The 13,646-nt window shown below is 63.2% G+C and carries 13 protein-coding genes; 4 read left to right on the top strand and 9 right to left on the bottom strand.

Annotated features, from left to right (window positions below; genetic code table 11):
* Nucleotides 1–77: 77 nt before the first annotated feature.
* Complete coding sequence (locus H1204_RS10915) at nt 78–467, top strand: SgcJ/EcaC family oxidoreductase (protein WP_180728324.1); 390 nt, start codon at nt 78–80, stop codon at nt 465–467.
* A gap of 770 nt (nt 468–1,237) precedes the next feature.
* Here the strand turns inward: H1204_RS10915 and mdeB are convergent.
* Nucleotides 1,238–3,952 (bottom strand): alpha-ketoglutarate dehydrogenase, encoded by a 2,715-nt coding sequence (gene mdeB, locus H1204_RS10920; RefSeq protein WP_180728325.1) that lies wholly within the window; start codon nt 3,950–3,952, stop codon nt 1,238–1,240.
* 158 nt (nt 3,953–4,110) lie between these two features.
* Here mdeB and H1204_RS10925 point away from each other — a divergent pair, with 158 nt between their 5' ends.
* Nucleotides 4,111–4,650 carry an Lrp/AsnC family transcriptional regulator gene (locus H1204_RS10925; RefSeq protein WP_035539518.1) on the top strand — a complete coding sequence of 180 codons (540 nt, stop codon included), beginning with the start codon at nt 4,111–4,113 and terminating at the stop codon, nt 4,648–4,650.
* Between the two features lie 22 nt (nt 4,651–4,672).
* Here the strand turns inward: H1204_RS10925 and H1204_RS10930 are convergent, their stop codons facing one another.
* Together H1204_RS10930 and H1204_RS10935 are read right to left on the bottom strand one after the other, a co-directional pair.
* Entirely contained in the window at nt 4,673–6,307 is a 1,635-nt protein-coding gene (locus tag H1204_RS10930) for an acyl-CoA synthetase (protein ID WP_180728326.1), read from the bottom strand.
* A 33-nt stretch (nt 6,308–6,340) separates the two neighbouring features.
* Nucleotides 6,341–6,523 (bottom strand): hypothetical protein, encoded by a 183-nt coding sequence (locus H1204_RS10935; RefSeq protein ID WP_243468476.1) that lies wholly within the window; start codon nt 6,521–6,523, stop codon nt 6,341–6,343.
* A gap of 173 nt (nt 6,524–6,696) precedes the next feature.
* Here H1204_RS10935 and H1204_RS10940 point away from each other — a divergent pair, with 173 nt between their 5' ends.
* Nucleotides 6,697–6,969: a hypothetical protein gene (locus H1204_RS10940; RefSeq protein WP_180728327.1), complete on the top strand. Its 273-nt coding sequence runs from the start codon at nt 6,697–6,699 to the stop codon at nt 6,967–6,969.
* A gap of 69 nt (nt 6,970–7,038) precedes the next feature.
* Here H1204_RS10940 and H1204_RS10945 read toward each other — a convergent pair whose 3' ends face one another.
* Nucleotides 7,039–7,410 (bottom strand): DUF2591 domain-containing protein, encoded by a 372-nt coding sequence (locus tag H1204_RS10945; protein ID WP_180728328.1) that lies wholly within the window; start codon nt 7,408–7,410, stop codon nt 7,039–7,041.
* Between the two features lie 126 nt (nt 7,411–7,536).
* Here H1204_RS10945 and H1204_RS10950 point away from each other — a divergent pair, with 126 nt between their 5' ends.
* Nucleotides 7,537–8,316, top strand: coding sequence for an SGNH/GDSL hydrolase family protein (locus H1204_RS10950; protein WP_180728329.1), 780 nt, complete (start codon nt 7,537–7,539; stop codon nt 8,314–8,316).
* Nucleotides 8,317–8,328: 12 nt separating this feature from the next.
* Here the strand turns inward: H1204_RS10950 and H1204_RS10955 are convergent, their stop codons facing one another.
* The 5 genes from H1204_RS10955 to H1204_RS10975 all read right to left on the bottom strand — a co-directional run bounded on the left by H1204_RS10955 (nt 8,329) and on the right by H1204_RS10975 (nt 13,635).
* A complete protein-coding gene (locus tag H1204_RS10955) occupies nt 8,329–8,616 on the bottom strand; it encodes a PAAR domain-containing protein (RefSeq protein WP_180730932.1) in 288 nt (95 codons plus the stop codon).
* A gap of 99 nt (nt 8,617–8,715) precedes the next feature.
* Nucleotides 8,716–10,071, bottom strand: coding sequence for a 2-hydroxycarboxylate transporter family protein (locus H1204_RS10960; RefSeq protein WP_180728330.1), 1,356 nt, complete (start codon nt 10,069–10,071; stop codon nt 8,716–8,718).
* Nucleotides 10,072–10,109: 38 nt separating this feature from the next.
* Nucleotides 10,110–11,474 carry a TIGR00366 family protein gene (locus tag H1204_RS10965; RefSeq protein ID WP_180728331.1) on the bottom strand — a complete coding sequence of 455 codons (1,365 nt, stop codon included), beginning with the start codon at nt 11,472–11,474 and terminating at the stop codon, nt 10,110–10,112.
* A gap of 90 nt (nt 11,475–11,564) precedes the next feature.
* Nucleotides 11,565–12,401 carry an amidohydrolase family protein gene (locus tag H1204_RS10970; RefSeq protein WP_180728332.1) on the bottom strand — a complete coding sequence of 279 codons (837 nt, stop codon included), beginning with the start codon at nt 12,399–12,401 and terminating at the stop codon, nt 11,565–11,567.
* Between the two features lie 28 nt (nt 12,402–12,429).
* Nucleotides 12,430–13,635 (bottom strand): CoA transferase, encoded by a 1,206-nt coding sequence (locus H1204_RS10975; protein WP_180728333.1) that lies wholly within the window; start codon nt 13,633–13,635, stop codon nt 12,430–12,432.
* Nucleotides 13,636–13,646 lie beyond the last annotated feature (11 nt).

Here is a 13,646-nt window from a genome sequence, read left to right on the forward strand (position 1 = left end):
TGGGTCGGGTCTGAATGATGCGGCATGTGGGCCGTCTACAATTGACGGATCGCATGCCGACCTGCAAGGAACACATCATGACCGACGACGAACGCGCCATTCGCCAACTGATCGATACCTGGCTCGCCGCCAGCAAGGCAGGCGACACGGCAACCGTGCTGAGCCTGATGACTGACGACGCGATCTTCATGGTGCCCGGGCAGAAGCCGTTCGGCAAAGCCGCGTTTATGGCGGCGTCCGAAGGACAGAAGAATGTCGATATCGACGGCAAGAGCGAGATTCTGGAGCTTCAGGTGATGGGGGACTGGGCTTTTCTGCGCTCGCAGCTCGAAGTCACTATCACGCAGAAGGAGGGCTCTGCGCCGCCCGTGCGTCACGCTGGGAACACGCTCACGATTCTGCGCAAGGAAATTGATGGGCGGTGGCTGCTGGCGAGGGATGCGAATTTGCTTGTGGTGCAGGGATAAACGCTTTTGGGTTTTTCGTTTTTTGGTTTTTGATTTTGCTTCTGCGCTGGCATCCGCGTTGCGTTAGCGTGCTTCAAGCGTCGCCCCTGTGCGGGGCGGCACCTACTTTTCTTTGCCGCCGCAAAGAAAAGTAGGCAAAAGAAAGCGGCTCACACCGCCAGTTCTTGTGTTTGCCTGAGGGCCCCCAAAGGGTCTTACGCTTCACACGGCAATCACGTGACTTCATGCTTGTTGCCAGCGCTCTTGCGGTGCGCCTCACCCACTTCACGCCCCCGCGTTTCAGATGCCTTGCCAGATAGTCCACCGCCGCCCAGGTGGCAAACTGTGTGTAGGCCGTAGCACCGCACGCGCCTCACTTCGGACCGATAGCGCGCGCATGCCACCGTGTAAAAGCGCCAAGCTATACGCCGCGACAACCTACACACAGTTTGCCACCTGGGCGGCGCAAACCATTCGCTCCCGCTAGCTCTTGTTCGGGTGTTTGAAGCGGGTGAGGCGGTCATTCAGCGCGTTGGCAACACACGCGACCAAGGACGTTGCCGTGTGAAGCGTAAGAACCTTTGGGGGCCCTCAGGCAAACACAAGAACTGGCGGTGTGAGCCGCTTTCTTTTGCCTACTTTTCTTTGCGGCGGCAAAGAAAAGTAGGTGCCGCCCCGCACAGGGGCGACGCTTGAAGCACGCTAACGAAACGCGGATGCCAGCGAAAATGCCAGACCAACCAAACCAGCGCAGAACCAAAACCCACGAGTCGCGACTCAACGAACGAACATCATCTTTCCCAAGGCGCCGCCCTGTCATCGCCATGACAGTTGTACTGCGCCAGCGCCTGCTTAACGACATCACGCGCAATCGCACCTTCATCGACGAGAGCCTTCAACGCCGCAATCACAATCGACGCACGATCCACTTCAAAGAACGCCCGCAGTGCCGCACGCGTATCGCTGCGCCCGAATCCGTCCGTACCGAGCGTCACGTAGCGGCGCGGCACGTACGCGCGAATCAACTCGGGCACGGCTCGCACGTAATCGGTTGCGGCAATCACCGGACCGCGCGACGCAGCAAGCGCAGAGCTCACATACGGCATCGCATTTTCGGCATCGCCGAACAGACGCTCCGCACGCTCCGATGCGACGCCATCGCGATGCAGCTCGGTAAAGCTCGTCACGCTCCACACGGCGGCGTCGATATTCCAGTCGTCCTTCAACATGCGAGCGGCCGCCTGCACTTCGCCGAGTATCGCGCCCGAGCCCAGCAACTGGACCTGCGCAGTTTCCAGCGAAGAAACATCCAGCGGATACATGCCCTTCAGCACGCCTTCGCGCACGCGATCAAAAGAAACCGCAGGCAACGACGGCTGCGCGTAGTTCTCGTTCGTGACGGTCACGTAATAGAACACATCGCGCTGCCGCCCGATCATTTCTTGCATGCCTTCTTCGACGATCATCGCCACTTCATAGGCAAACGCCGGATCGTACGCGCGGCAGTTCGGCACTGTCGATGCTGCCAGATGGCTCGTGCCGTCCTGATGCTGCAAGCCCTCGCCGCCGAGCGTCGTCTTGCCCGCCGTCGCACCGATCAGGAAGCCTCGCGCGCGCTGATCGGCTGCGGCCCAGATGAGGTCGCCAATGCGCTGGAAGCCGAACATCGAGTAGTAGATGTAGAACGGCAGCATGGGCAAATCGTGCACGCTGTACGACGTCGCCGCCGCGATCCACGACGACACCGCGCCCGCCTCCGAGATGCCCTCTTCGAGAATCTGCCCGCCCGTGTCCTCGCGGTAGTAGAGCATCGAGCCCATGTCTTCCGGCTCGTACAACTGCCCGAGCGGCGAATAGATGCCAACCTGGCGGAACAGGTTGGCCATGCCGAAGGTGCGCGCCTCGTCGGCGACGACGGGCACGACGCGCGGCCCAAGCGACGCGTCTTTCAACAGGCTGCCGAGCATCCGCACGATCGCCATCGTCGTCGACATTTCCTTGCCGTTCGCGTCCAGCGCGAATTGTCCCCATGATGACATCGCAGGCACGGTCGGTGTCTGCGATGCCGCTTTCCGCCTTCTGGGCAGATAGCCTCCCAAGGCAGCCCGGCGTGCATGCAGGTATTGCATTTCCGGGCTGTTTTCTGCTGGTTTGTAGAACTTGAGCTGCTCGACGTCGCTATCGGACAACGGCAGGCGAAAGCGGTCGCGGAACGCCTTCAACTGCTCGACGTCGAGCTTTTTCTGCTGATGCGTCGTCATGCGCCCCTGGCCGATTGCGCCCATGCCGAAGCCCTTCATCGTCTTCGCGAGAATCACCGTGGGCTGGCCGCTGTGCTTCAACGCGCGGTCATACGCAGCATGCAGCTTGCGCACGTCGTGGCCGCCGCGCCGCAAGCGGTCGATATCGTCGTTGCTCAGATGCGCGGCGAGCGCGGCAAGCTCCGGGTTCTGCCCGAAGAAGCGCTCGCGGTTGTAGGCGCCGTCGTTGGCCGAGAAGGTCTGGAACTGGCCGTCCACCGTGTGCGCGAACGCGCGCAGCAAGGCGCCCGTGCGATCGCGCGCAAAGAGGGCATCCCAGTCCGAGCCCCACACGACCTTGATGACGTGCCAGCCCGCGCCCGTGAACTGCGCTTCGAGTTCGTCGATGATGCGGCCGTTGCTGCGCACCGGACCGTCGAGCCGCTGCAGATTGCAGTTGATCACGAACACCAGGTTGTCGAGCCCTTCGCGCGCCGCCAGTGACAATGCCCCGATCGATTCCGGCTCGTCCATCTCGCCGTCGCCGAAGAAGCCCCACACCTTGCGGCCTTCCGTCTTTTGCAGGCCGCGGTTTTGCAGGTAGCGCATGAAGCGCGCCTGGTAAATCGAGTTGATCGGCCCGATGCCCATCGAGCCCGTCGGGAACTGCCAGAAGTCCGGCATCAGCCACGGATGCGGATACGAACACAAGCCCGGCCCTGCGATCTCGCGGCGATAGTGTTCGAGATGCGTCTCGTCGAGAAAGCCTTCGAGGAAAGCGCGTGCATACACGCCCGGCGACGAATGCGGCTGGAAGTAGACGAGATCGCCGCCATGCAACTCATTCGAGGCACGGAAAAAATGATTGAAGCCGACTTCGAACAGATCAGCCGCCGACGCGTAGCTCGCAATGTGGCCGCCCAGTTCCCCATACGCGCGATTGGCCCGCACCACCATCGCGAGCGCGTTCCAGCGCAATGCAGCGGCGAGCTTTTCCTCGGTGTCGAGGTCGCCCGGATACGGCGGCTGCTGATCGACGGAAATCGTGTTCGCGTACGGCGTAACGTTCGCGCGCGCCGTCGCGACGCCGTTACCCAGCGCATGCGCGGCCAGCCGGTCGAACAGATATTGCGCGCGTTCGAGGCCGACGTGCTGGACGACGCCATCGAGCGCAGCCAGCCATTCGGCCGTCTCCTGCGGATCGCTGTCGATGCGAGCTTGAGTGAGAGCAAGAACGGGGCGGGCACCGCTCGATAAGTCCGTCATGGCACAACTCCGGCTGAAAAACGTACGTGAAGACGACTCGAAAACGTGTAATCAGCTTACCCATGCATCCGCAAAATGTGCGTCTCTTTTGCTTGCGCCGCCGCTTTCAGATAGTGTATTTATTCCTGTAAATCGACCCAACGCGGAATATTTACACCATGAGTTCAGACGCAAAACCGGCCGCGCGGCGGCTGGACCGCATCGACATCGCGATCCTGCAGCAGCTTCAGCAGAACGCGCGCATCACCAACGCGGAACTGGCGCGCGCCGTCAATCTGTCGCCGACACCCTGCTTCAACCGCGTGCGCGCGCTCGAAAAGCTCGGCCTGTTCCGTCAGCAGGTCACGCTGCTCGATGCCGGGGCGCTCGGCCTGCGCATCAACGTGTTCATTCAGGTGAGCCTCGAAAAGCAGGTCGAAGACGCGCTGCGCCGCTTCGAGCAGGAAGTCGGCGAGCGGCCCGAGGTGATGGAGTGCTATCTGATGACGGGCGACGCCGACTATCTGCTGCGCGTCGTCGTGCCCGACATGCAGAGTCTCGAACGGTTCATCGTGCAGTGGCTGACGAAAATTCCCGGCGTGTCGAACATCCGTTCGAGCTTCGCGCTCAAGCAGGTGCGCTACAAGACAGCGTTGCCGCTGCCCGTCGCGGGCCTGACGCTGTCGACGGAGGATGACGCGCCGCGTGAGTGGGCCTGATCTGGACCGCGCGCCGGGTTGATTAGCGCGGCGGCGTCACGCGCTCGCGCAGTTCGCGCCGGATGACCTTGCCTGTCGCCGTCATCGGCAGCGCGTCGACGAAATGGATCGCGCGCGGATACTCGTGCGCCGCGAGATGCGTCTTCACGTGCTCCTGCAGCGTCTGCACGAGCGCGTCGCTTGCCTGATAGCCGGGGTTCAGCACGACGAACGCAGTGACGATCTCCGTGCGCTGCGCGTCGGGCGCACCGACCACGGCCGCCATGCGCACAGCGGGATGACGCAGCAGGCAGTCTTCGATCGGCGCGGGACCGATCCGGTAACCGGCACTCGTGATCACGTCGTCGTCGCGACCGACGAAGCGGATAAAGCCGTCCGCGTCCATCAATCCCATGTCGCCCGTCAGCAGCCAGTCGCCGCGAAACTTGTCGCGCGTGGCGGATTCATTGCGCCAGTAGCCGAGGAACATCACCGGGTCCGGCGCGTGGATCGCGATGTTGCCGGGCTCGCCGCGCGGCACCGTGTGCCCCGTGTCATCGACGATCGCCACGCGATGGCCCGGCACCACCTTGCCGATCGAACCGAAGCATGGCTCGAACAACGTCGAGCATGACGACACGACCACGTTGCATTCCGTCTGCCCGTAGAACTCGTTGATCGTCACGCCGAGCGCGCGCCGTCCCCATTCGATCAACTCCGCACCGAGCGATTCGCCGCCGCTCGCCACCGCACGCAGCGACAGTGTCCAGCGCTCGGGATGTTCGACGGTGCGCATCATCTTCAGCGCCGTCGGCGGCAGGAAGGTATGCGTGACCGCATGACGCTGCATCAGGTCGAACGCGGCCTCGCCGTCGAACTTCTCGAAGCGCCGCGCCAGTACGGCCACGCCGTGATGCCACGACGGCAGCAGCACATCGAACAGCCCGCCGATCCATGCCCAGTCGGCGGGCGTCCACATCAGGCGCGCGTCGTTCGGGAAGAACGCTTGCGGCATCTCGACGCCGGGCAGATGGCCGAGCAGCACGCGATGCGCATGCAGCGCGCCCTTCGGCTTGCCCGTCGTGCCGGACGTGTAGATGATGACGGCGGGATCGTCGGCCAAGGTCGGCTCCGCGTCGAAAGCGGCGGGCGATTCGTTCAACGCCGACCAGAACGATTCGACCTGCAATGCGGCATCCGCGTGGTCGGTGTCGACGCAGAAGATCGAGCGCAATTCAGGCAGGCTCGCACGCACCGAGGCGATCTTTTGCGCGCCGCCGAGGTCTGTGACGAGCGCGACGGCGCCGCTGTCGGACAAACGATATTGCAGCGCGTCGGGACCGAACAGCGCGAAGAGCGGCACGGCGATCGCGCCGCACTTGTAGACGGCGAGATGCGCGAGCGCCGTCTCAACCGATTGCGCGAGAAAGATGCCGACGCGCTCGCCCTTCTTCACGCCGCTTTTGCGCAGCGCATTGGCGAAGCGATCGGACAGCGACTTGAGTTCGTCGAAGGTATAGCGCGTTGCCTGCCCGTCGCGCGTCTCGCAGATCAACGCGAGACGGCCGCTGCCGTTGGCCCACTTGTCGCAGGCATCGATGCCGATGTTGTACTGCGGCGGAATGCGCCATTCAAACGCGGCGACCAGGCCGTCGTAGGTGTCAGCGGCGTGAAGCATCCAGTGTCTCCTGAGTATTGGGTACGCGCCCGCTCATGCTACTCCGCAAGCAAGGCCTGCGGCGCGCCCCGCTATTTCGCGCTCGAAGCCCAGCGCGCCGCCCAGCAGCAACGCGAGTCCAAGGCGCATCACGACTTGCGTGATCGCCTTGATGTCGTCGAGATCTGAGAATTCCCGGGCTACTGTCAACCAGACTTCATGCCACCATCCAGCCATGCCCTCCTCCTCTCGACACGGCAACGCACGCGCTGTGCCGCTGCGGGAAAGCATAATGTAATGTCAACGCATGTAGCCGGGTAGCGATACCGACACACTGAAGCCCGCTAAAGTTTTTTTCAGTTGCCTGTTGCGGCCCTCGCCCGCGACAATGCGCCAAACGAGGGAGGACTATGAAGAAGTGCATTCTGCTCGCCGGAATTGGCGTGCTTACCGCGTGTACGGCGGTATCAGGCGTGGACAGAAAGCAGAACGGCTACCTCTCGGTCACGAGTCACGGACGCTTCAGCCTGATTTCGTGGAATAGCGTCCGCAACGCGGGGATCAAGCATGCCAAGGCGTATTGCCGCGAACAGAACAAGGAATTGCACACCGTCGAGATCCACACGAACGGCGTGCGCAGCGCAGGCACTCAAACTGTCGAAGTGGTGTTCGAGTGCGTCTGATGCAATGACGAACGGTACGCCGTATGGCTTGCCGTTCGGCTTGCCATATGGCACGCCGTTCGTCGGCGCTCAGTGGAGGCCCGCTTCGTCCGCGACCGTGTCGCCGAAATGGCTCGCGACGAACGCGCGCATCGCGGCGATCAACGGCGATTCGCCGACCTGCTCGATGGTGCTCGCGCCGGCGGGAACCGACCCCGTCCAGGACGCGCGATCGCCCGCCGCGGCCGGCACGAGATGGATTCTCGCCCGTTCGATGATCGGGCCGCATTGCGCCCAGTCCGTGGACGGCGCGAACGCGGCTTCGAGCGCGCCGGCAGGATCGCCGTCGCAGGCGGGCTCCTCGATCCAGCAGAAGCCGTCGTCGACGCGCGGCTTCGGCAGATTGTCCGCTCGTGCGACCCAGTAATCGAGTAACGCGCCTTCCAGCTCTGAAACTCTCATCTCTGCTCCTCGTGGAGATCGTATGTGCTGAACGCAGCATCGATTGTGCATCAAGTTCGTGTTGCGCTTTGTGACGCCGCAAGATCCGTTCGCGGCGACTTACGTCCAACTCAAGTGCGAGGCACCATGACGTTCGACTATCGACAGGCAGTTCTGCGCGCAAAACCGTCGCATAAGCGCTCGCATGCGCGGTCGCACGCGCTGGCGGCCGTGTTGCTCGGCATCGCCGCGATGCAGGCCGATGCAGCCGCTGGCCCAGCGCACGCGGCGGCCACGGCGAACCGGCCGGTCATCATCGACGCGCAAGGCGATTCGACGATGTTTGGCTATCAAACGTCGGACGGTTTCAACAAGTCGTGGCAAACGCCGGACAATCCGCCCGCCCTGCTTCAGGCGGCGCTGCAGGCCCGCTTCGGCCCGCATGTGATCGTGCAGAACAACGGCGTGCCGGGCGCGACGCTCGTCGATCGCGAGAAAGGCATCAACGGATATAGCCAGCCTTACGCGCAATGGGCCGCGACGTCGCCGGCGCATATCGTGATCGTCAACTTCGCGCTCAACGACGCCGACAATCACGTGAAGGAGCCGCCTTCCGCGTTTCGCGCGCACCTGATGCGCTTTATCGAAGAGTCGCAAGGCGCGGGCCGGATCGTCGTACTCGAAGAGCCGAACCCGGTCGATTATTCCGTGAACAAAAGGATCGTGCCGCGCTATGTCGCTGTCGTCGATGAAATGGCGAAGCATTACCGGCTCGCGCTGATCCGGCAGTACGCGTATATCGGCGCGATGCATGACTGGCGTTCGCTGCTGATCGACGGCGTGCATCCAACCGATGCGCTGTATCGGCTCAAGGCCGAACGGCAGCGCGAAGTGGTCGAGCCGATCGTCGCGAAACTGGTCGAGTGATCGGGCGAGGCTTCACTCGCCGACTGAAAACGTCTGCTGCGAAGCGATCAGCTTCGGCGGCGGCTCGCATTTGCAGATGCAGAGGTCGTCGCTCAACGCGGCGTGACGGCCATCGGGCGCCGTCATCACTTCGCGCGTGCCGTCGCACTTGATCTTCCCCGTCGTGTTGCACGCGGGGCAGATCACGTTGTCGCCTTCATGCGCGACGTCGCGGCCTTCGAGTTGGATCGTCGACGACACGGCTTGCACGGTGCCGCTCACCGTCGTCTTGTCGCCGTTCAGGATCAGATAGCGTTTCATGGTAAGCATTCGACAAATCTTCTTGTGCTCTAATACGCCACAATAAAAAACCGTCGAATCGTATTGAATTCGACGGCTCGATCAACGCGAAGCACGGGATCATCTCCAGTACGCAAACACCCCCAACGCCGCCATCACCGTCAACGCGCCGCCAATACGCGTCGCAATCTGCGCAAACGGCATCAATTCCATCCGGTTGGCTGCCGTGAGAATCGCCACGTCCCCCGTCCCGCCGAGCCCGCTATGCGTGGCATTGACGATAGCGGCTTCAACGGGATACATGCCGACCAGCCTGCCGACGAAAAAGCCCGTCACAGTCAGCGCCAGCACCGTCGAAACCGCCGTGACGATATTGACCCAATGAAACGCCGTGACGATTTCGCCCCACGGCGTCATGGCGACGCTGATCGCGAACATCAGCGGATACGTCACAGCCGTCGAGAAAAAACCGTACATGAAGCGCGCGCCGCCTCGCACGCGCGGCGAAACGACCTGGAACAGTTGCGCCGCGACGACCAGCACGAGCATCACGACGGGCGCGGGCCAGCCGAACAGTTGATGACTGAGCACACCAAGCAGATAGAACGCGATGGCCGTCGAACCCGCCGCCGCGACCGAGCCGACGTCGAATTCGAACGACGCCGGGCGTTGCGCGATGTCTTCATCGCTGCCGTCCGCTTTGGTCAAACGTCCGTTGCCCGTCCATTCGGGCCTGCGCGTGCCGAGATAGCTCAGCAAGCCGGCGCAACAGATCGCCGCGATATTGCCGAGCATCACCGCCGACAGGACCTGCGCAAACAGCGGCCCTTGCTCGACGCCCAGAATCTGCGCGTAACCCGCCGACAACGGCAGCGCGCCCTCTCCCACCCCGCCCGCCATGATCGGCACGACGACCATGAACAACGCGTGGCGCGCATCGAGCCCGAGCGCGGTCCCCACAGCAGTGCCGATCAGTGCCGCAGCGACGGAACCCGCCGCAACGGGAATGAAGATCCGCACGAAGCCTCTGATCAACATCTGACGGTCCATGCTGAGCACACTGCCGACAATGATTGCCGCGATGAATAGATACAGAAAATTCGAAGTCTTCGTGAAGGTCGTCACTGCCTTGACGACGGGCTCGGGCATCAGTTTGTAGTACACCAGCATCGACGGAATGAAGGCCGCAAAAATCGACGTGGCCCCGATGTGGCGAATCCACGGAATGCGCTTCGCCAGTTCGGCGCAGGTGAAGCCGCCCACCGCGACGAGCGCGATGCCTGTCGGCAGATCCGCTGCGAGCTTGCCTTTCGCCGCCATCGCGCCGAGCACGCCCAGCATCAGCACATAGACGGGCAATGGCAACGAACCGATGCGCAGGTCGAACACGCGCCACCACCATTCGATAACGGCATGCGGCGCTTGCGCCTCGCTGCTCGAAGCAGCGCCCAACGCGGCTTGCGTCGACGATTTCATTGGATGGTCTCCGTTCATTGTTTCGACGGGCGCCCCGCTCATACGAGCAGCAGCAAGGCGGCGCCATACACGAGCGCGCCGACGATAAACGTCATCACGGTAAAGCCGAGCACGCGCTGCACGCCGATGCCCGCCATCGCGACGACGGGCGCGGCCCAGAACGGCTGCATCATGTTCGACACCTGCTCGCCCATCGCGACGGCCATCGTCGTCGCGGGGACGGACGCATGCAGCGCGACGGCGGCAGGCACGACGAACGGCCCTTGCACTGCCCAGTGGCCGCCGCCGCTCGGAATGAAAAACGTGACGATCAGCGAGCAGACGTAACTCCAGAACGGCAGCGTATGCGCGTTGGAAATAGCGATGAAGAAATGGGAAATGACGTTCGGCAAACCGGTCGCATCCATCATGCCCATGATTCCGCCGTACAGCGGGTATTGCAGCATCATCGAACCTGTCTGCCGGGCGGCGTTCTTGACGGCATCCGCGTAAGCGAGCGGATAGCCATGCAGGATCACGCCCGCAATGAACATCACGAAGATCACCGCGTTGACGCCGGAAAACGCGATGTGCTCTGACTGCGCGAGCGCCAGCAGCGCAATGCCCGTCGCACCGATGAATGCCGAGCCGAGCCACGAATATTCGATCCAGCGCGCGAAGCTCAGCTTGCCCGTGGGCTTCTCACGCGGCGGCGTATCGGGATGCTTCTGCGTATCGAGCAGCACGGCATCTTCGTCGCGCGGCTTGAGCCATGCGAGAACGAACGGCATCGCCAGCAGCATCGCGATGGTCGGCACCAGATTGAAACCCGTGAATACCGTTGCACTGAACGGCAGCACCTCGCCCGTGATCTTCTGCACGACGTTCATCGCGCTGCCCGGCGTCGACTGCGCAAGCGCAATCGAACTGGAGATGCCGCTTGCCCACACGACCCATCCCGAGAAGCCCGCCGCGACGATCCACGCGAAGTCGACGCGCATGCGCTTGGCGACTTCGCGCGCCAGCAACGCGCTGACGACCAGCCCCAGGCCCCAGTTGCAAAACGACGCAACGGCCACGAGCACGAACGTGAGCGTCGCGGCCTGCACGGGTGTGCGAGCAACGGAAACAAGTGCCTTGAACACGCGTTGCACGATGGGCGCGTGAGCGAATGCGTGACCCGTCACGAGCACCAGCGTGATCTGAAACGCGAACGTGAGAATGTCGAAGAAGCCCTTGTACCAGCCACCGACCAGCTTGCCCAACGACGCATGTGGCGCGAACATCGCCGACAACACCGCGACGATCGCCGTAATCAGGATCGCGAGCACGAACGGATCGGGGATGGTGCGCTCGAACAGGCCGATCGTCGCCTCGGTGAAGCGGGTCTTGCGCACTGACGATGGCGCAACGGTGGATTTCATTACATGTCTCCGGGTTGGAATGTGCCCGCGCATCGTTGGGCTTTGTGTGGTCGGCGGGTCGTCTCTTCAGGACTGTTCAGTGCAAGGCGCTCAGGTGCCGAATCCGTATAGCGTTGCCGCGTTGTCGGCGAGGATGCGATCGCGCGTGGCCGTGTCATTCGTCCATTCGCCGAGCAGACCGAGCAGCAAGGGATCGTCGGGCTTGTGCGTCTCCGTCACGTGCGGCCAGTCGCTGCCCCACACCAGCCGGTCCGGCACGGCCGAGATCCATGCTCGCGCAGTCGGCGCTGCATCGGCATAGCGGCGGTCGAGTCCTTCGATCGAATCGAGGTACGGGCCGGACAGCTTGATCCACGCGCGCCCGGCATCGGCGAGACGGCGCACGATGGGAAACGCCGCGTGCGCCGCGCCATCGGGCAACGGAAGGCGCGCGCAATGATCGAACACGATCGTCGATGGAAGACGCGCGAGCAGCGCTGCGTGCTCGACGATCTGCGTGGCCGTCCAATGCAGTTGCACATGCCAGCCGAGTTCCGCCACGCGTGCTGCCAGCGGCTCGACCATGTCAAAGCCGACCACGGCGTTCGCCGGTGTATAGAGCGTGAAGCGGATGCCGCGAATGCCGCCCGCGTGCAGCGTTTCAAGCTCGGCGTCCGTCACATCGGGACGCACGACGGCGACGCCGCGCGCATTCGCAATGCCGATCTGGCGAATCGCATCGAGCGTCACGGCGTTGTCGGTGCCGTAGATGCGCGGCGTCACGATCACCACGCGCTGCGTACCGATCCGCGCCTGCACTTCGCGATACGCGGCCACATCCGCCGCGTCGACAAAACCTGCCGCGTCGCGATGCGCGAGGAACGCGCGGTTATAGATGTGAATGTGCGAATCGCAAGCGCCTGGTGGCGTGTGCCGATGTGCGTCCATGCGTGTCTCCTTTCTTTTCTGCGGCTGTCTACAGCACGGCCCGCTTCTCGCGCAGACTGTCGATGTCCGCGTCGGAGCATCCCGCGTCGCGCAGCACCGCGTCCGAATGCTCGCCGAACGCGGGCGCCGCGAACGGCTCGGGCAACGGCGTCGCGCCAAAGCGGATCGGATGCTTGAAACCGCGATACCGTCCGACACCCGGATACGCGAAGTCAGTCACCATGTCTTCGGCGAGCACCTGCGGATGGTCGAACATGTCTTCGATGCCGCGCGCCGCGGCGCACGGTACGGCGTCGCCGAAATGCGTTTCCCATTCGAGCGCCGTGCGAGCCTGCAACGCCGCGCGGAGCTTCGGAACGATTTCGTCGCAATGCAATGCACGCTTGCGCACCGTGTCGTAGCGTTCATTCTCGGCAAGATCCTTGAGGCCCGTCTTTTCGCACAGCGCCTGCCAGAAGTGCGGCGTGTTCGCCGACAGATACAGATAGCCCTGGCGCGTCGGATGAATACCCGTGATGCCGCCCGAGCGCATGTCGCGGCCCATCTCTTTCGGTTCGTCGTCGGCCCAGATCATGCGGGCCGACTGCATCGCCAGCGCGCTGCGCAGCAACGACACGCCCACGTACTGACCGGCGCCGCTACGCTCGCGATCGAACAGCGCGGACGACACGCCCGCCGCGACCAGCGCGGCCGCATAGTAGTCGACCACCGAGCCATACACGATTTCGGGTGGACCGTCGCGGTGGCCTTGCAGCGCGCAGATGCCTGTCATGGTTTGCAGCACCTGGTCGTAGCCCGCCTTGTCGCGGTTGGGGCCCGTTTCGCCATACCCTGTCACCGCGCAGTAGATCAGCCGCGAATTGACCTCTCGCAACTGCTCGTAACCAATCCCGAGGCGCTCCGGCACGCCCGGCCGGAAGTTGTGCACGAGCACATCGGCCGTCTTCACGAGACGCATCATGACGTCGAGCGCCTCGGGCTGTTTCAGGTCCAGCGCGAGGCCGCGCTTGCTGCGGTTCACGCCGAGAAAGGCGCGGCTTTCGGCTTCGAGCGTCGAAGGATACTTGCGCAGGTTGTCCCCCGAAGGCGGCTCGATCTTGATGACTTCGGCGCCCTGATCGGCGAGCAGCGTGCAACCGTACGGCCCCGCGATATAGGCGCTCAGGTCCAGCACGCGCAAGCCGGCGAGCGGTCCCTGCTGTCGTGCGTCGGCTGATTGCGATGGTTGTTGCATCTGTTTCTCCA

Source organism: Paraburkholderia sp. PGU19 (genome assembly GCF_013426915.1).
In the GTDB taxonomy this organism is placed as follows: Bacteria; Pseudomonadota; Gammaproteobacteria; order Burkholderiales; family Burkholderiaceae; genus Paraburkholderia.

Bases quoted from the DNA above. Each gene is read 5' to 3' on its own strand.
- H1204_RS10975 (WP_180728333.1), bottom strand. From the start codon at position 13,635: ATGCAACAACCATCGCAATCAGCCGACGCACGACAGCAGGGACCGCTC.
- H1204_RS10965 (WP_180728331.1), bottom strand. From the start codon at position 11,474: ATGAAATCCACCGTTGCGCCATCGTCAGTGCGCAAGACCCGCTTCACC.
- H1204_RS10940 (WP_180728327.1), top strand. From the start codon at position 6,697: ATGAAGAAGTGCATTCTGCTCGCCGGAATTGGCGTGCTTACCGCGTGT.
- H1204_RS10930 (WP_180728326.1), bottom strand. From the start codon at position 6,307: ATGCTTCACGCCGCTGACACCTACGACGGCCTGGTCGCCGCGTTTGAA.
- H1204_RS10945 (WP_180728328.1), bottom strand. From the start codon at position 7,410: ATGAGAGTTTCAGAGCTGGAAGGCGCGTTACTCGATTACTGGGTCGCA.
- H1204_RS10970 (WP_180728332.1), bottom strand. From the start codon at position 12,401: ATGGACGCACATCGGCACACGCCACCAGGCGCTTGCGATTCGCACATT.
- H1204_RS10925 (WP_035539518.1), top strand. From the start codon at position 4,111: ATGAGTTCAGACGCAAAACCGGCCGCGCGGCGGCTGGACCGCATCGAC.
- H1204_RS10915 (WP_180728324.1), top strand. From the start codon at position 78: ATGACCGACGACGAACGCGCCATTCGCCAACTGATCGATACCTGGCTC.
- H1204_RS10960 (WP_180728330.1), bottom strand. From the start codon at position 10,071: ATGAAATCGTCGACGCAAGCCGCGTTGGGCGCTGCTTCGAGCAGCGAG.
- H1204_RS10935 (WP_243468476.1), bottom strand. From the start codon at position 6,523: ATGGCTGGATGGTGGCATGAAGTCTGGTTGACAGTAGCCCGGGAATTC.
- H1204_RS10950 (WP_180728329.1), top strand. From the start codon at position 7,537: ATGACGTTCGACTATCGACAGGCAGTTCTGCGCGCAAAACCGTCGCAT.
- mdeB (WP_180728325.1), bottom strand. From the start codon at position 3,952: ATGACGGACTTATCGAGCGGTGCCCGCCCCGTTCTTGCTCTCACTCAA.
- H1204_RS10955 (WP_180730932.1), bottom strand. From the start codon at position 8,616: ATGAAACGCTATCTGATCCTGAACGGCGACAAGACGACGGTGAGCGGC.